Raw genomic sequence first — 21,636 nt, 5'->3', positions numbered from 1 at the left:
CCCAAGGACAAGGAAATGGTCATGCCGGGCGACAACGTGTCGATCACGGTCAAGCTGATCGCCCCGATCGCCATGGAAGAAGGCCTGCGCTTCGCCATCCGCGAAGGCGGCCGTACCGTGGGTTCGGGCGTGGTTGCCAAGATCCTCGAGTAAGTCGAAACGGATCGTAGGGGTATAGCTCAATTGGCAGAGCGTCGGTCTCCAAAACCGAAGGTTGTAGGTTCGATTCCTACTGCCCCTGCCACCTGAAGGTGGCCCCGAAAAACGAGCCCGTCACGCGTGACGGGCTTCGGCGTCTGTAAGAAGGCGCGTGGAATCAAGGCCGAGCAGGCCGCAGGAACATTAGCCCAAGATGGCCACTTCTCAAATCGAAACCGTGAGCACCACTGCAGACAAGGCCAAGCTGGCCGCGGCTGTCGTGCTGGCGGTGGGCGCCATCGTGGCGTTCTATCTGCTCGCCCGCCAGGGTGCGGTCGTGCAGTGGATCGCCTTGCTCGTCGGCCTGGCCGCGGCAGTCGGCGCATTCGCCGCCTCCGAGCATGGTCGCCAGCTGGTGGCCTTCGGGCGCGATTCGTGGCGCGAGGTCAAGAAGGTCGTGTGGCCCACCCGCAAGGAAGCCATGCAGATGACGGCATACGTGTTTGCCTTCGTCGTCGTCATGTCGATCTTCCTGTGGCTGACCGACAAGACGCTCGAATGGGTCTTCTTCGACCTCATCCTCGGCTGGAGAAAGTAATCAATGAGCGACGCAGTTGAAACGACCCCGCTGCTGGCGCCCCCGGCCAATCCGGACCTGCGCTGGTACGTGGTGCATGCCTACTCGGGCATGGAAAAGGCCGTGGAGCGCAACATCCTGGAGCGCATCAACCGCGCCGGCATGCAAGACAAGTTCGGCCGCATCCTGGTGCCCACCGAAGAAGTGGTGGAAATCAAGAACGGCCAGAAGCGCACCACCGAGCGCCGCTTCTTCCCCGGCTACGTGCTGGTCGAGATGATCATGGACGACGAGTCCTGGCACCTGGTGAAGCACACCAACAAGGTGACGGGTTTCGTGGGCGGCGCCAAGAACCGTCCGGCCCCGATCTCGCAGAAGGAAGTCGAGGACATCGTCAGCCAGATGCAGCAGGGCACCGAAAAGCCCCGCCACAAGGTGGAGTTCGTCGTGGGCGAATTCGTGCGCGTCAAGGAAGGCCCGTTCACCGACTTCAACGGCACCGTCGAGGAAGTCAACTACGAGAAGAACAAGGTGCGCGTGTCCGTGATGATCTTCGGTCGCGCCACCCCGGTCGAACTCGAGTTCGCACAGGTCGAAAAGACTTAAACAGAAGAAAACAAGGCCAGGTGCCCTGGCCTTGTCCTTCACGGTTGCGCGCATTCCGGCTCGGCGCGCAACGTAGTTCCAAGAGCCCCAACCCCGGGGAGCCGTGGCGAAGGCCGCGGCGCTATCACCCGCAAGGAGTAAAGCATGGCGAAAAAAATCGTCGGCTTCATCAAGCTGCAAGTGCCAGCTGGTAAGGCCAATCCGTCGCCGCCCATCGGCCCCGCCCTGGGCCAGCGCGGTCTGAACATCATGGAGTTCTGCAAGGCGTTCAACGCGCAGACCCAGGGCGTCGAGCCCGGTCTGCCGCTGCCGGTGGTCATCACCGCGTTCGCTGACAAGAGCTTCACCTTCATCATCAAGACGCCCCCGGCGATCACGCTGATCAAGAAGGCCATCAAGCTGGACAAGGGCTCGGCCCGTCCGCACACCGACAAGGTCGGCAAGATCACCCGCGCCCAGCTCGAGGAGATCGCCAAGGCCAAGATGAAGGACCTGACGGCTGCCGACCTGGACGCCGCGGTTCGCACCATCGCCGGCTCTGCCCGTTCGATGGGCGTGAATGTGGAGGGCGTGTAATGGCCAAGATCACCAAGAAGCAAAAGGCGCAGGTCGGCAAGGTCGACAGCACCAAGCTGTACGCACTGGCTGAAGCCCTGGGCATCGTCAAGGAAGCCGCCACCGCCAAGTTCGACGAATCGATCGACGTGGCCGTGCAGTTGGGCATCGACGCCAAGAAGTCGGACCAGGTCGTGCGTGGCGCCGTCGTGCTGCCCAACGGCACCGGCAAGACCAAGCGCGTGGCCGTGTTCGCCCAAGGCGCCAAGGCTGAAGAAGCCAAGGCCGCCGGCGCCGACATCGTCGGCATGGACGACCTGGCTGCCATGGTCAAGGCGGGCGACATGCCCTTCGACATCGTGATCGCTGCCCCCGACGCCATGCGCGTCGTCGGTACGCTGGGTCAGATCCTGGGCCCGCGCGGCCTGATGCCCAACCCCAAGGTCGGCACCGTGACGCCCGACGTGGCCACCGCGGTGAAGAACGCCAAGGCGGGCCAGGTGCAGTTCCGTGTCGACAAGGCCGGCATCATCCACGGCACCATCGGCCGTCGCTCGTTCGAGAACGACAAGCTGCAGGGCAACCTGGCTGCGCTGATCGACGCCCTGGTCAAGGCCAAGCCGGCCACGAGCAAGGGTATCTATCTGCGCAAGGTCGCTGTGTCCTCGACCATGGGCGTTGGCGTTCGCGTCGACACCCAGTCGATCGCACAGGCCTGATTTGCAAGAAATGCACCGCACCTGAAAAGGGGCGGTGATGTGGTGGGTCGTCGCGGCAAGCTACGCGCGACGGGCCATCCAAGACCGCTGGCGTGCGGCATCCCCTGGGGGAGCGCACTTAATCGTCACCCGATGGCCAGCGCAGATGGCGCCCACTGCCAGAAGTTCTTTTATTTGGATTTCGAACAGTTGGTCGCTGCATAGAAGCGCATCCCCAGGCTCCGGCCGAAGGGTGCAATCAAAGGAGTAGACCTTGAGTCTGAATCGCAGTGAGAAAGAAGCGGTCATTTCCGAAGTGACCAGCCTCGCCGCAAAAGCTCAAACGCTCGTGATGGCGGAATACCGTGGCATCACGGTGGCTGACATGACCCGTCTGCGCAACCAAGCCCGCGCGCAAGGCGTGAGCCTGAGTGTTCTGAAGAACACCCTGGCCCGCCGTGCCGTGGCTGGTAGCGGATTCGAAGTCGTCGGCGACCAGATGACCGGCCCGTTGATCTATGGCTTCTCCGAAGACGCCGTGGCTGCCGCGAAAGTGGTGGCTGACTTCGCTAAGACCAACGACAAGTTGGTCATTCGCGGTGGCGCATTCGGTGGCAAGGCCCTGGACGTCGAAGGCGTGAAGCAGCTGGCCAGCATTCCCTCCAAGGAAGTGCTGCTGGCTCAGTTGCTGGGCTTGATGCAGTCCCCCATTTCCCGCACGGCCCGCGTTCTCGCGGCACTGGCGGAAAAGCGCGGTGGCGGCGAAGCACAAGAGGCCGCACCGGCGGCCGAAGAAGCCCAGGCCGCTTGAGGCTTGAGTTTAGAAATTTCATCCCAATTGTTAGGAATCCAAAATGGCATTCGATAAAGACGCATTTCTGACCGCGCTGGACAGCATGACGGTCCTGGAACTCAATGACCTGGTCAAGGCCATTGAAGAGAAGTTCGGCGTGAGCGCCGCAGCCATGTCGGCTCCGGCCGCTGGTGGTGGCGCCGCCGCCGCCGTGGTGGAAGAGAAGACCGAATTCAACGTCATGCTGATGGAAGCTGGCGCGAACAAGGTCGGCGCCATCAAGGCCGTCCGTGAAATCACGGGCCTGGGCCTGAAGGAAGCCAAGGACCTGGTGGAAGCCGCTCCCAAGGCCGTCAAGGAAGGCCTGTCCAAGGCTGACGCTGAAGCTGCCAAGAAGAAGCTGGAAGATGCCGGCGCCAAGGTCGAACTGAAGTAATTCAGGGCCTGAGCCAGGGCTGGAGGTGCCGAAAAGGCCCTCCAGCCTTTGCTGCTTTCAGAGCGCACCCAAAAACCGGCTCGGGTGCAGCCTTTTCCCAACAGGGGCAAAGGCCGACCGAGACGGTTTTTGAGTGTCTTCTGATCCCGACTGCAGAAGACCCCTTGGTTCGGGTGACGTGCAATGCGTCACCGTCCGCCATCGGCTGGTAGTGGCCAGCCGCCAAGGAGCAGCGCGAAAGCGCTGATGACAAGTCGCGCTAGATCTCAAGCCCGGAGCTCGCATGGCCCAAACGACCACGTACAGTTACACCGAACGCAAGCGCATCCGAAAAAGTTTCGGCAGCCGCGACAGTGTTGTCGAAATCCCCTACCTGCTGCAAATGCAGAAGGACGCGTACACCGCGTTCCTGCAAGCCGGAATTCCCCCGAAAAAGCGCACCGTCGAAGGCCTGCAGGCCGCGTTCGACGCCGCCTTCCCGATCGTCTCGCACAACGGTTTCGTGGAGATGAAGTTCCTCGAGTACAACCTGGCCAAGCCGGCGTTCGATGTGCGCGAGTGCCAGACCCGTGGCCTGACCTTCGCCTCGGCCGTGCGTGCCAAGGTGCAGCTGATCATCTATGACCGCGAGTCCTCGACTTCGCAGTCCAAGGTGGTCAAGGAAGTGAAGGAACAAGAGGTCTACATGGGCGAAGTGCCGCTCATGACCGAGAAGGGTTCCTTCATCATCAACGGTACCGAGCGCGTCATCGTGTCGCAGCTGCACCGTTCGCCTGGCGTGTTCTTCGAACACGACAAGGGCAAGACCCACAGCTCGGGCAAGCTGCTGTTCTCGGCCCGCGTGATTCCCTACCGCGGCTCGTGGCTGGACTTCGAGTTCGACCCGAAGGACATGCTGTACTTCCGCGTCGACCGCCGCCGCAAGATGCCGGTCACGATCCTGCTCAAGGCCATCGGCCTGAACCCGGAATCGATCCTGGCGAACTTCTTCGTCAACGACAACTTCCGCCTGATGGACAGCGGCGCGCAGCTGGAGCTGGTCTCCGAGCGCCTGCGCGGTGAAGTCGCACGCTTCGACATCACCGACAAGGAAGGCAAGGTCGTGGTTGCGAAGGACAAGCGCGTCACCGCCCGCCACACCCGCGAGCTGGAGCAGACGGGCACCACGCACATCAGCGTGCCGGAAGACTTCCTGGTGGGCCGCGTTCTGGCCCGCAACATCGTCGACCCCGATTCGGGCGAGATCCTGGCCAAGGCCAACGACGAGCTGACCGAGACGCTGCTCAAGAAGCTGCGCGCCGCCGGCGTGCACGACATCCAGTGCATCTACACGAATGAGTTGGACCAGGGCGCCTACATCAGCCAGACGCTGCGCATCGACGAGACGGTGGACGAGTTCGCCGCCCGCGTTGCCATCTACCGCATGATGCGCCCCGGCGAGCCGCCGACGGAAGACGCGGTGCAGGCCCTGTTCCAGCGCCTGTTCTACAACCCGGACACCTACGACCTGTCGCGCGTGGGCCGCATGAAGTTCAACGCCAAGGTCGGCCGCGACGAAGCCAACGGCCCCATGGTCCTGACCAACGAGGACATCCTCGCCGTGGTCAAGATCCTGGTGGACCTGCGCAACGGCCGTGGCGAAGTGGACGACATCGACCACCTGGGCAACCGCCGCGTGCGTTGCGTGGGCGAACTGGCCGAGAACCAGTACCGCACCGGTCTGGCTCGCATCGAGAAGGCCGTGAAGGAACGTCTGGGCCAGGCCGAGCAAGAGCCGCTCATGCCGCACGACCTGATCAACAGCAAGCCGATCTCGGCCGCGCTGAAGGAGTTCTTCGGCGCCTCGCAGCTGTCGCAGTTCATGGACCAGACCAACCCCCTGTCCGAGATCACGCACAAGCGTCGCGTCTCGGCCCTGGGCCCGGGCGGTCTGACCCGCGAACGCGCCGGCTTCGAAGTGCGCGACGTGCACGTCACGCACTACGGCCGCGTGTGCCCGATCGAAACGCCTGAAGGCCCGAACATCGGCCTGATCAACTCGCTGGCCCTGTACGCCCGCCTGAACGAATACGGCTTCATCGAGACGCCGTACCGCCGCGTGGTCGACAGCAAGGTCACGATGGACATCGACTACCTGTCGGCCATCGAGGAAGGCAAGTACGTCATCGCCCAGGCCAACGCGGCCCTGGACAAGGACGGCCGCCTGACCGGCGACCTGGTGTCGGCGCGTGAGAAGGGCGAATCGATCCTGGTGGGTGCAGAGCGCATCCAGTACATGGACGTGTCGCCCGCGCAGATCGTGTCGGTGGCTGCCTCGCTCGTGCCCTTCCTGGAGCACGACGACGCGAACCGCGCGCTGATGGGCGCCAACATGCAGCGCCAGGCCGTGCCCGTGCTGCGTCCCGAGAAGCCCTTCGTGGGCACCGGCATCGAGCGCGTCTCGGCCGTGGACTCGGGCACCGTCGTTACCGCCACCCGCGGCGGCGTGGTCGACTATGTCGATGCCACCCGCATCGTGGTGCGCGTGAACGACGCCGAGGCGCAAGCCGGCGAGGTGGGCGTGGACATCTACAACCTGATCAAGTATCAGCGTTCGAACCAGAACACCAACATCCACCAGCGCCCCATCGTCAAGCGCGGCGACAAGATCGCCAAGGGCGACGTGGTGGCCGACGGTGCATCGACCGACCTGGGCGAGCTCGCCCTGGGCCAGAACATGCTCATCGGCTTCATGCCCTGGAACGGCTACAACTTCGAAGACTCGATCCTGATCTCCGAACGCGTGGTGGCCGACGACCGCTACACCTCGATCCACATCGAGGAACTGGTGGTGATGGCCCGTGACACCAAGCTGGGCGCGGAAGAAATCACCCGCGACATCCCCAACCTGGCCGAGCAGCAGCTCAACCGCCTGGACGAGTCCGGCATCATCTACGTGGGTGCCGAAGTCATGCCCGGCGACACGCTGGTGGGCAAGGTCACGCCCAAGGGCGAGACCACGCTGACGCCGGAAGAGAAGCTGCTGCGCGCCATCTTCGGCGAGAAGGCTTCGGACGTGAAGGACACCTCGCTGCGTGTCGACCAGGGCTCGCAAGGCACCGTGATCGACGTGCAGGTGTTCACCCGCGAAGGCATCCAGCGCGACAAGCGCGCCCAGCAGATCATCGACGATGAGCTCAAGCGCTTCCGCCTGGACCTGAACGACCAGCTGCGCATCGTCGAGGCCGACGCCTTCGACCGTATCGAGAAGCTGCTCAACGGCAAGGTCGCCAACGGCGGCCCCAACAAGCTGGCCAAGGGCAGCAAGCTGGACAAGGCCTACCTGTCGTCCATCGAGAAGTTCCACTGGTTCGACATCCGCCCGGCGGAAGACGAAGTGGCTTCGCAGCTGGAGTCCATCAAGAACTCGCTGGAGCAGACCCGCCACAGCTTCGACCTCGCGTTCGAAGAAAAGCGCAAGAAGCTCACGCAGGGCGACGAGCTGCCCGCGGGCGTGCTCAAGATGGTCAAGGTGTACCTGGCCGTCAAGCGCCGCCTGCAACCGGGCGACAAGATGGCCGGCCGCCACGGCAACAAGGGTGTCGTGTCCAAGATCGTTCCGGTCGAGGACATGCCCCACATGGCCGACGGCACGCCGTGCGACATCTGCCTGAACCCGCTGGGCGTGCCTTCGCGGATGAACGTGGGCCAGGTCCTGGAAGTGCACCTGGGCTGGGCCGGCAAGGGCATCGGCCAGCGCATCGGCGATATGCTGCAGCAGGAGGCCAAGGCCGCCGAGCTGCGCAAGTTCTTCGAGGAGTTCTACAACAGCACCGGCCGCAAGGAAGACCTGTCGAAGTTCAGCGACGGCGAAATCGTCGAGATGGCGCAGAACCTGTCCACCGGCGTGCCCTTCGCGACCCCGGTGTTCGACGGTGCCTCCGAAGACGAGATCCGCGCCATGCTGAAGCTGGCCTTCCCGGACGACATCGCCAAGCTCAAGGGCCTGACCGACACGCGTACCCAGGCCTACCTGTTCGACGGTCGCACCGGCGAGCAGTTCGAGCGCCCCGTCACCGTCGGCTACATGCACTTCCTGAAGCTGCACCACCTGGTGGACGACAAGATGCACGCCCGCTCGACCGGCCCGTACTCGCTGGTCACCCAGCAGCCGCTGGGCGGCAAGGCGCAGTTCGGCGGCCAGCGCTTCGGCGAAATGGAAGTGTGGGCGCTGGAAGCCTACGGCGCTTCCTACGTGCTGCAGGAAATGCTCACCGTGAAGTCCGACGACGTGCAGGGCCGTACCAAGGTGTACGAGTCCATCGTCAAGGGCGAACACGCCATCGAGGCCGGCATGCCGGAATCGTTCAATGTGCTGGTCAAGGAAATCCGTTCCCTGGGCCTGGACATCGAACTGGAACGTTCTTAATTCAAGGGGATAGGTTCTATGAAGTCACTACTCGACCTGTTCAAGCAATTCACGCCCGATGAGCATTTCGATGCCATCAAGATCGGCATGGCCTCGCCGGAGAAGATCCGTTCGTGGTCGTTCGGCGAGGTGAAGAAGCCCGAGACGATCAACTACCGCACGTTCAAGCCCGAACGCGACGGCCTGTTCTGCGCCAAGATCTTCGGCCCCATCAAGGACTACGAGTGCCTGTGCGGCAAGTACAAGCGCCTGAAGCACCGCGGTGTGATCTGCGAGAAGTGCGGCGTTGAAGTCACGCAGACCAAGGTTCGCCGCGAGCGCATGGGTCACATCGACCTGGCCGCTCCCTGCGCGCACATCTGGTTCCTGAAGTCGCTGCCGTCGCGCCTGGGCCTGGTGCTCGACATGACGCTGCGCGACATCGAACGCGTGCTGTATTTCGAAGCCTACGTGGTCACCGACCCCGGCATGACCCCGCTGAAGAAGTTCAGCATCATGTCCGAGGACGACTACGACGCCAAGCGCAAGGAATACGGCGATGAGTTCATCGCCAAGATGGGCGCCGAAGGCATCAAGGACCTGCTGGAAGGCATCGAGCTCGACACCGAGATCGAACGCCTGCGCGGCGACCTGACCGGCTCCGAAGTCAAGGTCAAGAAGAACTCCAAGCGCCTGAAGGTGCTGGAAGCCTTCCGCAAGTCGGGCATGAAGCCCAACTGGATGGTGCTGGACGTGCTGCCCGTGCTGCCCCCGGACCTGCGTCCGCTGGTGCCGCTGGACGGCGGCCGCTTCGCGACCTCCGACCTGAACGACCTGTATCGCCGCGTCATCAACCGCAACTCGCGTCTGCGCCGCCTGCTGGAGCTCAAGGCTCCGGAAATCATCGCGCGCAACGAGAAGCGGATGCTGCAAGAAGCGGTGGACTCGCTGCTGGACAACGGCCGCCGTGGCAAGGCCATGACGGGCGCGAACAAGCGCGCCCTGAAGTCGCTGGCCGACATGATCAAGGGCAAGAGCGGCCGCTTCCGCCAGAACCTGCTGGGCAAGCGCGTCGACTACTCGGGCCGTTCGGTCATCGTGGTGGGCCCGACGCTCAAGCTGCACCAGTGCGGCCTGCCCAAGCTGATGGCGCTCGAGCTGTTCAAGCCCTTCATCTTCTCGCGCCTCGAAGCCATGGGCATCGCGACGACGATCAAGGCTGCCAAGAAGGAAGTCGAATCGGGCACGCCGGTGGTCTGGGACATCCTGGAAGAGGTCATCAAGGAGCACCCGGTCATGCTGAACCGTGCTCCGACGCTGCACCGCCTGGGCATCCAGGCCTTCGAGCCGATCCTGATCGAAGGCAAGGCCATCCAGCTGCACCCGCTGGTCTGCGCGGCATTCAACGCCGACTTCGACGGCGACCAGATGGCCGTCCACGTGCCGCTGTCGGTGGAAGCACAGATGGAAGCCCGCACGCTGATGCTGGCCTCCAACAACGTGCTGTTCCCGGCTTCGGGCGAACCCTCCATCGTTCCTTCGCAGGACGTGGTGCTGGGCCTGTACTACACCACCCGCGACCGCATCAACGGCAAGGGTGAAGGCCTGATGTTCTCGGACATCGGCGAAGTGCAGCGCGCCCTGGACGCCAACGAGGTCGAGCTGACCTCCAAGGTGGCCGTGCGGATCACCGAGTGGACCAAGAACAAGGAAACGGGCGACTTCACGCCCTCGACCTCGCTCGTGGACACCACCGTGGGCCGTGCCCTTCTGTCGGAAATCCTGCCCAAGGGCCTGCCCTTCGCGAACATCAACAAGGCGCTGAAGAAGAAGGAGATCTCCAAGCTCATCAACGTCTCGTTCCGCAAGTGCGGCCTGAAGGAGACCGTGGTCTTCGCCGACAAGCTGCTGCAGAACGGCTTCCGCCTGGCCACCAAGGCCGGCATCTCGATCGCCATCGACGACATGCTGGTGCCGTCGGAGAAGCACGACATCATTGACTCCGCTTCCAAGGAAGTGAAGGAGATCGAGCAGCAGTACGTCTCCGGCCTGGTGACGGCTGGCGAGCGCTACAACAAGGTCGTGGACATCTGGGGCAAGGCGGGTGACGCCGTGTCCAAGGTGATGATGGCCAAGCTGTCCAAGCAGAAGGTGATCGATCGCCACGGCAAGGAAGTGGATCAGGAGTCCTTCAACTCCATCTACATGATGGCCGACTCGGGCGCCCGCGGTTCCGCCGCGCAGATCCGCCAGGTGGCCGGCATGCGGGGCCTGATGGCCAAGCCTGACGGCTCGATCATCGAGACGCCGATTACCGCGAACTTCCGCGAAGGCCTGAACGTGCTGGAGTACTTCATCTCCACCCACGGTGCCCGTAAGGGTCTGGCCGACACGGCGCTGAAGACGGCGAACTCGGGTTACCTGACCCGTCGTCTGGTCGACGTGACGCAAGACCTGGTCGTGACCGAGCAGGACTGCGGCACGCACGGCGGCTACCTGATGCGCGCCATCGTCGAAGGCGGTGAAGTGATCGAGTCGCTGCGCGACCGTATCCTCGGCCGTACCGCGGCCGACGACGTGCTGCACCCCGAGAACCGCGCCGTGCTGCTGCAGGCCGGCGAGATGTTCGACGAGGACAACATCGAGGAACTGGAAGCCCAGGGCGTCGACGAAGTCCGCGTGCGCACCGCGCTGACCTGCGAGACGCGCTTCGGCATTTGCGCCAAGTGCTATGGCCGCGACCTCGGCCGCGGCGGCCTGATCAACATCGGCGAAGCCGTCGGTGTGATCGCCGCCCAGTCGATCGGCGAGCCCGGCACGCAGCTGACCATGCGGACCTTCCACATCGGTGGTGCCGCTTCGCGCGCTGCCATCGCCTCCAGCGTGGAAGCCAAGAGCAACGGCGTGATCGGCTTCAACGCCACGATGCGCTACGTGACCAACTCCAAGGGCGAGCTGGTGGTGATTGCACGTTCGGGCGAGATCGTCATTCATGACGAGCACGGCCGCGAGCGCGAGCGCCACAAGGTGCCTTACGGCGCCACGCTGACGGCCAAGGCCGACCAGCAGGTCAAGGCCGGCACCATCCTGGCGACCTGGGATCCGCTGACCCGACCCATCATCACCGAGTTCGCCGGCAAGACGCTGTTCGAGAACGTCGAGGAAGGCCTCACGGTTGCCAAGCAGGTGGACGATGTCACCGGCCTGTCGACCCTGGTCGTGATCGACCCGAAGCGACGCGGTGCCGCCAAGGTGGTGCGTCCGCAAGTGAAGCTGATCGACGCCTCGGGCCACGAGGTGAAGATCCCCGGCACCGACCACTCGGTGACCATCGGCTTCCCGATCGGTGCCCTGATCCAGGTGCGTGACGGCCAGGAAGTGGGCCCTGGCGAAGTGCTGGCCCGCATCCCGGTCGAAGGCCAGAAGACGCGAGACATCACCGGCGGTCTGCCGCGTGTGGCCGAGCTCTTCGAAGCCCGCTCGCCCAAGGACAAGGGCCTGCTGGCCGAGATGACCGGCACCATTTCCTTCGGCAAGGAGACCAAGGGCAAGATCCGCCTGCAGATCACCGATCCGGAAGGCGGCGTCTACGAAGACCTCGTGCCCAAGGAGAAGAACATCCTGGTGCACGAAGGCCAGGTGGTGAACAAGGGCGAGACCGTGGTGGACGGCCCGGCCGACCCGCAGGACATCCTGCGCCTGCTGGGCTCGGAAGAGCTGGCCCGCTACATCGTCGACGAAGTCCAGGACGTGTACCGGTTGCAAGGTGTGAAGATCAACGACAAGCACATCGAGGTGATCGTTCGCCAGATGCTGCGCCGCGTCGTGGTCGAGAGCACCGGCGACTCGAACTACATCATGGGCGAGCAGGTCGAGCGTTCGGAGATGCTCAACACCAACGACGCCCTGCGCGCCGATGGCAAGATCCCTGCGACCTACACCAACCTGCTGCTGGGCATCACCAAGGCCTCGCTGTCGACCGACTCGTTCATCTCGGCCGCCTCCTTCCAGGAAACGACCCGCGTGCTGACCGAGGCGGCCATCATGGGCAAGCGTGACGAGCTGCGTGGCCTGAAGGAAAACGTCATCGTCGGCCGCCTGATCCCCGCAGGCACCGGCATGGCCTACCACCAGGCCCGCAAGGCGAAGGACCAGATGGACGAGGCCGAGCGCCGCGCCATCGCCGACGCCGAAGCGGCCGAGCTGGATGCCCTGCAGTCCGCGTCGTCCGCCAGCGAAGAGCCGGTGGCCGAGGCTGCGACCACGACCGCGAGCACCGTCGACGCCGGCGAAGGCGCGGCAACCGAGTAAGGGCGTTTCGCCCTTCAAGGTAGCGGTCATGACCGGCCTGAGCGCCCCCCTGCCGAACACGGCCGGGGGGCGCTTTTTCTTTGAAGGTGCCGCTGCGCCTCGTGCGCAAGGCGTGCACACATGAATTCCATTCCCCAATCCGTCATCTGGTGGGTCGTTGGCGCACTGCTGCTGTTCTGGTTCGTCGGCGCACACAACCGGCTGGTGCGCCTGCGCTCGACCGCACTCATCGCCTACGCCGCGCTCGACGCCACGCTCGTCAAGCAGCTCGACTACGTGCAGTCGCGCAGCACGCGCTCGCTCGTGCTCGGCGGCTCGACCCAGGGCGACGCGAGGAACGAGAGCTCGCTGCTCTCGGCGGTGGCGCAGATGTCGGCCATGCTGGCCGTGACGCGGCTGCGCCCGCTGGAGCCCACGCGCATGGGCTCGCTGGGCACGGCGCTGCATGTCATGCTGAATGCCTGGGAGCGCATGTATCCTGGCGAGGTGTTGCGCTTCGATACCGAAGGCACGCTGTCGATGCCGGCGTCGCTGCCGGGCGATCTGCCCGACACGCCGCAGGTCTCTCCATTCGCGTGGCCCGAGCCTTCCGCCGCGGCGGAGATCGCCCGCGGCCAGTTCAACCAGGCGGTGATGGCCTACAACCGCGCCATTGGCCAATTCCCGGCGCTGGTCGTGGCGTGGGCATTCCGCTTGCGTCGGGCTGCAACGCTCGCCTGAATTTCCCGCCGGCCGCCCTTCGAGGCGCCGGCATTTACCATCATCGCCTCAACTTGGCTTCTTCTTCATCTCCATCTTCCCCGTCCGCCGAGCAGGTGCCGCATGAGCAACCGCCGCTGTGGCGGCAACTGCAGCAGTGCGCCACCGTGCTGGCGGCTGTGCGCGCCGGCACTTCTGGCGCGGTCGCCTTCGACGCAGTCGACCCGGCCCTGCGCCCGGGTGTGATGGCCCTGGGCTTCCAGGTGCTGCGCTGGCTCGGCCGGGCCGAAGCCCTGCGCCGCCAGCTGGCCCGCCGCACCCCGCCGCCCGCGGCCGACGCGCTGCTGTGCAGTGCGCTGGCCCTGGCCTGGCAACCCGAACACTCGCCCTACGAAGCCTTCACGCTGGTCGACCAGGCGGTGGAAGCAGCCAAGCGCGACAGCAACACGCGCGCGCAGGCCAGCTTCATCAACGCCTGCCTGCGCCGCTTCCTGCGCGAGCGCGACCAACTCGTGGCCGCCACCGAGCGCGAGCCGGTGGCCCAGTGGAACCATCCGCGCTGGTGGATCGAGCGCCTCAAGCACGACCACCCCCGTGCCTGGCAGAAGGTGCTGGAGGCCGACAACGCCCACGCCCCCATGACCCTGCGCGTGAACCAGCTCAGGCTCGGCGTGGGTGAGTACTTGCACGCGCTGCAGGTCGCCGGACTGACCGCGCATGCCGTCGGCACCGTGGGCGCCGAGCTGGAGCAGGCCCGCCCCGTGCGCCAGCTGCCCGGCTTCGACGCGGGCGATTTCTCCGTGCAGGACGCCGCCGCCCAACTGGCGGCGCCCCTGCTGCTGGACGGCCTTGCCACCGCGGCCGAGGGCCGCCCCCTGCGGGTGCTGGACGCCTGCGCCGCCCCTGGCGGCAAGACCGCGCACCTGCTGGAGCACCTCGGCAGCCGCCCGGCCGAGGTCACGGCCCTGGAGATCGACGCCCAGCGCAGCAAGCGGATCGACGAGACGCTGGCCCGCCTGAACCTGACGGCCCAAGTGATGGTGGCCGACGCCGCCCGGCCTGAGCAATGGTGGGACCGGCAACCCTACGACGCCATCCTGCTCGACGCGCCGTGCACCGCTTCGGGCATCGTGCGCCGCCATCCCGACGTGCGCTGGCTGCGCCGCGAAAGCGACATCGAGCAGCTGGCGATGCAGCAGGCCAGCCTGCTGGCCGCCCTGTGGCCGCTGGTCAAGCCAGGCGGCCGGCTCCTCTATTGCACCTGCTCGGTCTTCCTGGCCGAGGGGGCGCACCAGATTGATGCGTTTCTTGCACACAACACCGATGCCCGATTGCTGCCTTCCCCGGGTCATTTGCAGCCGCAAAGCGGGCGGAATGCACGTTCGCTCCCGGACAATCCCTTAGGTGCGCACGACGGTTTCTTCTACGCCCTGCTTGAAAAGCAATCCGGCTGAGCCCCATCGCCCGGCCTGGGCGATCCGGGCGCTCACGCTGGTCCTGCTGGCCTGTCTCTTCTCGTGGCTGCCCCGCGGCGCCCATGCCAACACCCCCAACACCGAAGTCACGCAACTCAAGCTGGAGCGCGGTGATGACGGCGTCTACCTCACGGCCCAGGTGCAGTTCGCCCTGCCGCCGCTGGTCGAGGACGTGCTCGACAAGGGCATCGCCCTCTATTTCGTGGCCGAGGCCGAGATCTACCGCGAGCGCTGGTACTGGATGGACACCAAGGTCGCCCAGGCGGCGCGCCACATGCGCCTGGCCTACCAGCCGCTGACCCGGCGCTGGCGGCTGAATGTGTCGCCGGTGCCCATCACCAATGCCGGCTTTGGCGCCTCGGTGGTGCAGAACTTCGACTCGCTCGAGGACGCGCTGGAGGCCGTCAAGCGCGTCGGCCGTTTGCGCCTGGGTGATGTCGCGGAGATCGGCGACGATCCCGTGCAATCAGTGGTGTTTAGATTCCGGTTGGATACTACTCAGTTGCCCCGCCCCTTCCAGATCGGTGTTGTCGGACAGTCCGACTGGAACATCGCGGCGGAACGCAGCGTGAAGCTTCCACTGGAGAAAATCAGGTGACTGAACAGCCGCGCGGGCGCGCTCGCGCGCCGGCGACGCCGGCCGCACGCCGCGCCAAGGCCATGCGCTGGGCCGTCGGGGTTGGCGCCGCCCTGGTGACCGCCATCGGCCTGGTGCTGATGTTCCTTCTCGCCCAGGCCACCAACAACCGCGCCCTGTACGAGCGCAACTACGCGCGCCTCTTCGGCATCAACGTGGTCGTGGCCGTCCTGCTGATGCTGGTGCTGGGCTGGGTGGCCTTCCGGCTCATCCAGCGCCTGCGGCGCGGCAGGTTCGGCAGCCGGCTGCTCATCAAGCTGGCCGCCATCTTCGCGCTCGTGGGCCTGGTGCCCGGGGTACTGATCTACGTGGTGTCCTACCAGTTCGTCTCGCGCTCCATCGAGAGCTGGTTCGACGTGAAGGTAGAGGGCGCCCTCGACGCCGGCCTGAACCTCGGCCGGGCCACCCTCGACGCGCTCGCGCAGGACGTGTCCAACAAGGCCAAGACCAGCAGTGCCCAGCTGGAAAACGTGCCCGACGCCACTGCCGGCCTGGCGCTGGAACGCGTGCGAGAGCAGATGGGCGCCAGCGAAGTGGTGCTGTGGAGCGGCAACGGCCAGCAGATTGCCGGCACCGGCACCGCCCGATACGAACTCAGTCCCACGCGGCCCACGACCCAGCAGATGCGCCAGGCGCGCACCGACCGTGCCGTCGCCCACATCGAAGGACTGGACGAAAACGAGGCCACGCAGGCCGGCACCGGCCCGCCGGCCGCGACCGTCCGCGCGCTGGCCCTGGTGCGCCGGCCAGGTTTCGACCTGGGCGCCGAGGCGCGCTATCTGCAGGTGACGGTGCCCTTGCCGCCGGCCGTGGTGGCCAATGCGCTGGCGGTGCAGGAAGCCAACCGCGAATACCAGGAGCGGGCCCTGGCCCGCGAAGGCCTGCTGCGCATGTACATCGGCACGCTGACGCTGAGCCTCTTCCTGGCGGTGTTCGGCGCGGTGCTGCTCGCGGTGCTGTTCGGCAACCAACTGGCCCGCCCGCTGCTGGTGCTGGCCGACGGCGTGCGCCAAGTGGCGGCGGGCGACCTGCGGCCCACGGCCGTGCTGCCCGGCAAGGATGAACTGGGCGGGCTCACCCGCTCCTTCGCCATGATGACCCAGCAGTTGGCCGATGCCCGCGGCGCGGTCGAGAAGACCGTGGGCGAGCTCGACGCCGCGCGGGCCAACCTGCAGACAATCCTGGACAACCTGACCTCGGGCGTGATCGTCCTGAGCCCGGCCGGCGTCGTGCTGTCGACCAACCCCGGCGCCACGCGCGTGCTGCGCGCGCCGCTGGCCGCGTACGAGGGCCAGAAGCTGGCCGACGTGCCTGGCCTGGAAAGCTTCGGCCAGGCCGTGCACCAGCAGTTCGAGGACTTCGAGATGGAGCGGGCACAGCATGGCCTGGACCACTGGCAGCATGCCTTCGAAGTGCACCCTGGTGGCGCCGGCGGCGCGTTCGAGGACACCATCAACATCGTGGCCCGCGGCGCGGAACTGCCGGAGCAGACGCGCCTGCTGGTATTCGACGACATCTCCGAGATCGTCTCGGCCCAGCGCGCGCAGGCCTGGGGCGAGGTGGCCCGCCGGCTGGCGCACGAGATCAAGAACCCACTGACCCCGATCCAGCTCTCGGCCGAGCGGCTGGAGCACAAGCTCGCGGGCAAGCTGGCCTCGGGCGAGCAGGCGCTGCTGGCCAAGTCGGTCAAGACCATTGTCGACCAGGTCGATTCCATGAAGCGCCTGGTCAACGAATTCCGTGACTATGCCCGGCTGCCCTCGGCCGATCTCAAGGCCTTGGACCTCAACGCCCTGGTCAACGACGTGCTGCATCTCTACGACAGCGAGGCCGGCCACGTGGTCAAGGTGGCGGTCGAACTCGACCTGCGCGGCCCGTTCATCCGCGGCGACGCGCAGCAATTGCGGCAGGTGATTCACAACCTGTTGCAGAACGCCCAGGACGCCACCGAGGCCGCGGCCGCCGCCCACCCCGAGCTGGAGCGCGGTCCGGTGCTGGTGCGCACCCGCATCTCCGAGTCCGGGGAGCGGGCCCGGCTCACCGTGCAGGACAGCGGCGGCGGCTTTGCCGAGAACATCCTTAAGCGCGCCTTCGAGCCCTACGTCACCACCAAGGCCAAGGGCACCGGCCTGGGCCTGGCGGTTGTAAAGAAAATAGCTGACGAACACGGGGCCCGGATCGAACTTTCCAATCGCATACAGGACGGGGCTGTGGTAGGGGCCCAAGTGTCGTTATCATTCGCGCTGGCGGCAGAACGGCCTGCCGCCCCCAACCCGCCTTCCGAAGAAAATACTGTCGCCTGAGCGCGCACCAATAAGCATTCATGGCAAACATACTCGTGGTCGACGACGAGCTGGGCATTCGCGACCTGCTCTTCGAAATCCTCAATGACGAAGGCCACAACGTCGAACTGGCAGAAAACGCCGCCGAGGCAAGGGCGGCGCGCCAGCGTGCGCGGCCCGACCTGGTGCTGCTCGACATCTGGATGCCCGACACCGACGGCGTCACGCTGCTCAAGGAATGGTCCACCGCCAACCTGCTGACCATGCCGGTCATCATGATGAGCGGGCACGCCACCATCGACACCGCGGTGGACGCCACCCGCATCGGTGCCTTCGCCTTTCTCGAGAAGCCGATCACCATGCAGAAGCTCTTGAAGGCGGTGGAGCAGGGCCTGGCCCGCGAGAGCGCGCGCCGTGCCGCCGCGGCCGTGGTGCCGGCCACCAGCACTTACTCGCCTGTGGTCACCACCACGGGCGAAAGCGCCCTGGTGCCCGCGCCCTCGCTGTCGCCCATGGCCGACCCGGGCCCGCAGTCCACGCAGAGCTTCGACCTGGACCGCCCGTTGCGGGACGCGCGCGACGGCTTCGAAAAGGCCTACTTCGAGTTTCACCTGGCCATGGAGAACGGCTCCATGACCCGCGTGGCCGAGAAGACTGGCCTGGAGCGCACCCACCTGTACAGAAAGTTGAAGCAGTTGGGGGTGGATCTTTCGAGGGGGCGCAGAAGCGCTGTATAATCGTGGGCTCCAACCGGTTCGCGCAGGTTGGTGCCTCAAAAAAGGCCCGGTAGCTCAGTTGGTAGAGCAGCGGATTGAAAATCCGCGTGTCGGTGGTTCGATTCCGCCCCAGGCCACCACATTCAGTTCCAGGTTTGTCCAGGGACGTCCAAAAGCCCAAGAGAATCAACGCTCTTGGGCTTTTTCATTGTCCGGATTCGTCCAACGAAGTCCAGCCACTTCCAAGCATCGGTGCAGTAACTCCTGCAGTAACCGGCCAGCGCGCGCCGGATCCGCCGAGGAGTTCCTGCTTTCCGTCCTCGCGAGAGGGCGACATGGCATGTTGGAAGTGACGAAGAATGGCTAAGAATCTGATTGGTGGAGACCGAACGATCCGGGCGCTGAAACCCGGCCACAAGAGAGTCAGCGACGGCGAGGGCCTGTACCTCCTGCCGTTTTTTAAGGGAGGTGCCCATGGGTGGCGTTTGGACTACAGCTTCGCTGGGCGGCGCAATACATTGAGCCTTGGGACCTACCCGGCTGTGAGCCTGAGAGCTGCACGCGAGGAAGCCGTGAAGTACCGCGCGATGGTGGCCAGCGGTGTCGATCCGAGCGACCTTCGCAAGAAGGCAAGGGTTGCCGAGGTACAGGCGAGCGAGGATCGTCGGCGCGTGGCCGCTGGTGAGCCTGTCTCCGGCTCGTTCCAAGACGTGGCGCTGCGGTGGCATCGCACGCGTGAAGAGGATTGGTCGCCGGGGCATGCGAAGCGGGTTCTCCAGCGCTTGGAGCGAGATCTTTTCCCGGCCATGGGGGCCGAGCCCATCGGGCAGATCGTTGCGCCAGCCATGCTGACGGTCCTTCGGCGCATAGAGGCCAGGGGCGTGCGGGAAACAACCCACAGGGCGCTGGAGAACTGCCACTCGATCTTTGCATTCGCGATTGCCGAAGGCTTGGCTCGGAGCAATCCTGCTGAGGGGCTCAAACGAGCGCTCAAACCCATAGTCTCGAAGCGCTATGCGGCCGTGACGGCACCCACCGAGTTGGCACCGTTGTTGCGGGCGATCGATGGCTACAAGGGCACGCCGGTCGTTCGGGCTGCCCTGAAACTGCTCCCACTGATGACTGTTCGGCCTGGGGAACTGCGCTTCGCCACGTGGGAGGAGTTCGACCTGGAGGCCGGCTGGTGGAGGATCCCCGCTCTGCGAATGAAGGGCTCGCGGCAGCGCAAGCTCAACGGAGCGGCTCATTGGGTCCCCTTGCCAGTCCAGGCCCGTCACATCCTTCAAGAGCTCCGAGCCCAGACAGGGCAGAAGAAATTCGTCTTCCCGAGCGAGCGAGCCGGCGAAAGAGCCATGTCGGAGAACACGCTGAACATGGCGTTCAGAACTTTGGGCTATCCGAGCGAGACGGTGACCGCGCATGGTTTCCGCGCGACCGCCAGAACCATCATGGACGAAGTGCTGCATGTGGATCCCATGGTCTTGGAGGTTCAGTTGGCACACACGGTGCCCGGCCCGCTTGCGGATGTCTATAACCGGTCAGACTATAGGGAGTTTAGGAGCGCGGCCATGCAGATGTGGGCCGATTACTTGGACGCCCTGCGCGAGGGAAAGGCAGCCGCTTTTGTCGCACATCACCGGGTTTCGTACGGTCATCGTCGTATCAGACTCGACGACTGCGAAGGACTGCATTCGGCCCAATCGTGGGGCGCGCCCCTTGGGGGGGCGCCCGTACAGCCGACGTGAGTTGCCTAGTCAGAGGCTATTGCATCGGCGCTGGCAATGGAGCGAAGAAGCCCTGCTTCTGTCCGGAGTTGTGGGCGAACGATCCCGGTGTCGTGGGAAGCTTCGGCACCCGATTGTTTGCATGGACATTGGGCATTCCCCAGCCAGCACTGGTGGCGTTGCTTAAGTTGATGCGAAAAAGAGGCTGCGCCACAGCAAAGGTTGCGGCTGATCCGCTCTGGCCTCTCCATGTATCGATCACAAGGCGCCGAGGACCAAACGTTGCCCGGCGCGCGGCCACGAACGCTTCCGCAGTGCGAGGGCTCTCGCGCAGGGCATCAAGATAGTCCGCCCACATCTGCATGACGAAGAACCGGAATTCCTTGTACTCGACCCGAGCGTAGATGTCGGCCAACGGACCGGGCACTTTGTGCGCGAGTTGCACTTCCAGCAGGTTCGTGTCGATGTTGAACACTTCGTCCAAGATGGTCCGACCTGTCGTGCGGAAGCCGTGACCTGTCACAACATCACTCGAGAACCCAAGCGTCCTTAGGGCCGAGTTGATGGTGTTCTCGGACATCGGGTGTGCAGACGAGCGCTGATTGGGAAAGACGAACTCTCCATTTCCGGTCATCGGGCGAAGGGCCTGCAAAACCTGTACTGCTTGCGCAGGCAGTGGGACCCAGTGGTCGCGGCGACTCTCCTTGTGCTTCTGATCGCCCTTCATTCGCGAGGCAGGAATCCGCCACCATCCGGCCTGCAAGTCGAATTCACTCCATCTTGCATTGCGCAAGTTGCCTGGGCGCACGGTGAGCAGCGGCAAGAGTTGGAGCGCGGCTTTGGCGACAGCCGAGCCTTGGTATTGGTCCATCGCAAGCAGCACCGGAGCAAGTTTCGCGCCGTCCGTGACGGCAGCAAAGCGCTTGGATCGAGCGGGCTTGAGTCGAATCGGTTCCGCCGGATTGAGATTCTTGTCGCTCACGCCAATGCTTGCGGCGTGCGTGAAAACGGCCTGGCAAATTGCTAGCACCCGGTGCGCGGAGTCCAGGATCCCAGCATCTTCCATCCGGCCGAGAACCCTGCGGACATCCTGGGTCTTGATGTCCTCGAGCGTGGCAGACCCCAAGTATGGAAAGACGTGCCTTTTCAAGCGCTGGAGCGTCGCCGATGCGTAGTCGTGCGCCCAACAATCCTTCCAGTAGGCGTGCCATTGCAGCGCGACATCCTTGAACGATCCGGGGATGATGATCTCCCCACCTTGACGCTCCCGCTTCTTCAAGGCGGCCCGGTGCTTCGCCTGTTGCTCGGCGGCCTGACGGAAAGCACTTGGATTGATCCCGCGGGCGACCATCTCGCGAAACGATGTCGCGATTTCGCGCGCGGCTTGTAGCCCGATGGACGGATAGGTCCCGAGGCTCAGTGTTTTGCGCGTTGCTTCAAACGTGTAGTCGAAGCGCCAGCCGTGCGATCTTCCCTTGACGAAGGGCGACAAGTAGAGGCCCTTGCCTGTTGAGTTCCATGCAATCCTGACCCGGCATTTCCATCCAATATTGACCCACCCTCTTTGCGAGCCTGGTGGCTCACGGTGTGGATAAGTTCTTG

General features: G+C 64.7%; 15 protein-coding genes, 2 tRNA genes and 1 pseudogene. 17 read left to right on the top strand and 1 reads right to left on the bottom strand.

The genetic code is table 11. The annotated features are described in order from the left end of the window. The 17 genes and pseudogenes from BM345_RS28955 to BM345_RS28875 all read left to right on the top strand — a co-directional run. A pseudogene (locus tag BM345_RS28955) lies at positions 1 to 153 on the top strand (elongation factor Tu); the annotation flags it as partial. A gap of 15 nt (positions 154 to 168) precedes the next feature. After that, positions 169 to 244: transfer RNA gene (locus tag BM345_RS28950), tRNA-Trp, on the top strand. 108 nt (positions 245 to 352) lie between these two features. Beyond that, positions 353 to 736 carry a preprotein translocase subunit SecE gene (secE, locus tag BM345_RS28945; protein WP_093387156.1) on the top strand — a complete coding sequence of 128 codons (384 nt, stop codon included), beginning with the start codon at positions 353 to 355 and terminating at the stop codon, positions 734 to 736. A gap of 3 nt (positions 737 to 739) precedes the next feature. Further along, complete coding sequence (gene nusG, locus BM345_RS28940; RefSeq protein ID WP_093387153.1) at positions 740 to 1,321, top strand: transcription termination/antitermination protein NusG; 582 nt, start codon at positions 740 to 742, stop codon at positions 1,319 to 1,321. Between the two features lie 144 nt (positions 1,322 to 1,465). Then, entirely contained in the window at positions 1,466 to 1,897 is a 432-nt protein-coding gene (rplK, locus tag BM345_RS28935) for a 50S ribosomal protein L11 (RefSeq protein ID WP_056584627.1), read from the top strand. Further along, complete coding sequence (rplA, locus tag BM345_RS28930; protein ID WP_093387151.1) at positions 1,897 to 2,595, top strand: 50S ribosomal protein L1; 699 nt, start codon at positions 1,897 to 1,899, stop codon at positions 2,593 to 2,595. The genes rplK and rplA overlap by 1 nt, the downstream gene beginning before the upstream one ends. 253 nt (positions 2,596 to 2,848) lie before the next feature. Further along, the gene (gene rplJ, locus BM345_RS28925) at positions 2,849 to 3,385 is read left to right on the top strand and encodes a 50S ribosomal protein L10 (RefSeq protein ID WP_093387149.1); all 537 of its coding nucleotides are present in this window, start codon (positions 2,849 to 2,851) and stop codon (positions 3,383 to 3,385) included. Between the two features lie 43 nt (positions 3,386 to 3,428). Then, a complete protein-coding gene (gene rplL / locus BM345_RS28920; RefSeq protein ID WP_093387147.1) occupies positions 3,429 to 3,803 on the top strand; it encodes a 50S ribosomal protein L7/L12 in 375 nt (124 codons plus the stop codon). A gap of 283 nt (positions 3,804 to 4,086) precedes the next feature. Next, positions 4,087 to 8,211, top strand: a complete 4,125-nt coding sequence (gene rpoB, locus BM345_RS28915) for a DNA-directed RNA polymerase subunit beta (RefSeq protein WP_093387144.1) — start codon at positions 4,087 to 4,089, stop codon at positions 8,209 to 8,211. An 18-nt stretch (positions 8,212 to 8,229) separates the two neighbouring features. Continuing rightward, on the top strand, positions 8,230 to 12,501 hold the full coding sequence (gene rpoC, locus BM345_RS28910) for a DNA-directed RNA polymerase subunit beta' (RefSeq protein WP_093387142.1): 4,272 nt from the start codon (positions 8,230 to 8,232) through the stop codon (positions 12,499 to 12,501). A 120-nt stretch (positions 12,502 to 12,621) separates the two neighbouring features. After that, complete coding sequence (locus BM345_RS28905; RefSeq protein WP_093387139.1) at positions 12,622 to 13,221, top strand: LemA family protein; 600 nt, start codon at positions 12,622 to 12,624, stop codon at positions 13,219 to 13,221. 53 nt (positions 13,222 to 13,274) lie between these two features. Continuing rightward, positions 13,275 to 14,654 carry a 16S rRNA (cytosine(967)-C(5))-methyltransferase RsmB gene (gene rsmB / locus BM345_RS28900; protein WP_254790050.1) on the top strand — a complete coding sequence of 460 codons (1,380 nt, stop codon included), beginning with the start codon at positions 13,275 to 13,277 and terminating at the stop codon, positions 14,652 to 14,654. Continuing rightward, positions 14,635 to 15,273: a DUF4390 domain-containing protein gene (locus tag BM345_RS28895; protein ID WP_093387134.1), complete on the top strand. Its 639-nt coding sequence runs from the start codon at positions 14,635 to 14,637 to the stop codon at positions 15,271 to 15,273. The genes rsmB and BM345_RS28895 overlap by 20 nt, the downstream gene beginning before the upstream one ends. Next, positions 15,270 to 17,615, top strand: coding sequence for a sensor histidine kinase (locus BM345_RS28890; protein ID WP_254790049.1), 2,346 nt, complete (start codon positions 15,270 to 15,272; stop codon positions 17,613 to 17,615). The genes BM345_RS28895 and BM345_RS28890 overlap by 4 nt, the downstream gene beginning before the upstream one ends. 20 nt (positions 17,616 to 17,635) lie before the next feature. Beyond that, the gene (locus BM345_RS28885) at positions 17,636 to 18,331 is read left to right on the top strand and encodes a response regulator (protein WP_093387132.1); all 696 of its coding nucleotides are present in this window, start codon (positions 17,636 to 17,638) and stop codon (positions 18,329 to 18,331) included. Positions 18,332 to 18,374: 43 nt separating this feature from the next. Beyond that, positions 18,375 to 18,450, top strand: a tRNA-Phe gene (locus tag BM345_RS28880). A gap of 219 nt (positions 18,451 to 18,669) precedes the next feature. Beyond that, entirely contained in the window at positions 18,670 to 20,055 is a 1,386-nt protein-coding gene (locus tag BM345_RS28875; protein ID WP_093387129.1) for a tyrosine-type recombinase/integrase, read from the top strand. Between the two features lie 16 nt (positions 20,056 to 20,071). Here the strand turns inward: BM345_RS28875 and BM345_RS28870 are convergent, their stop codons facing one another. Continuing rightward, positions 20,072 to 21,559 carry a tyrosine-type recombinase/integrase gene (locus tag BM345_RS28870; protein WP_368086511.1) on the bottom strand — a complete coding sequence of 496 codons (1,488 nt, stop codon included), beginning with the start codon at positions 21,557 to 21,559 and terminating at the stop codon, positions 20,072 to 20,074. Positions 21,560 to 21,636: the final 77 nt, after the last annotated feature.

The organism is Variovorax sp. OV329, assembly GCF_900114785.1.
Taxonomy (GTDB): Bacteria; Pseudomonadota; Gammaproteobacteria; order Burkholderiales; family Burkholderiaceae_C; genus Variovorax.
Note: the sequence above shows the minus strand (reverse complement) of the source record. Positions and strands in the feature narration are given on the sequence as shown.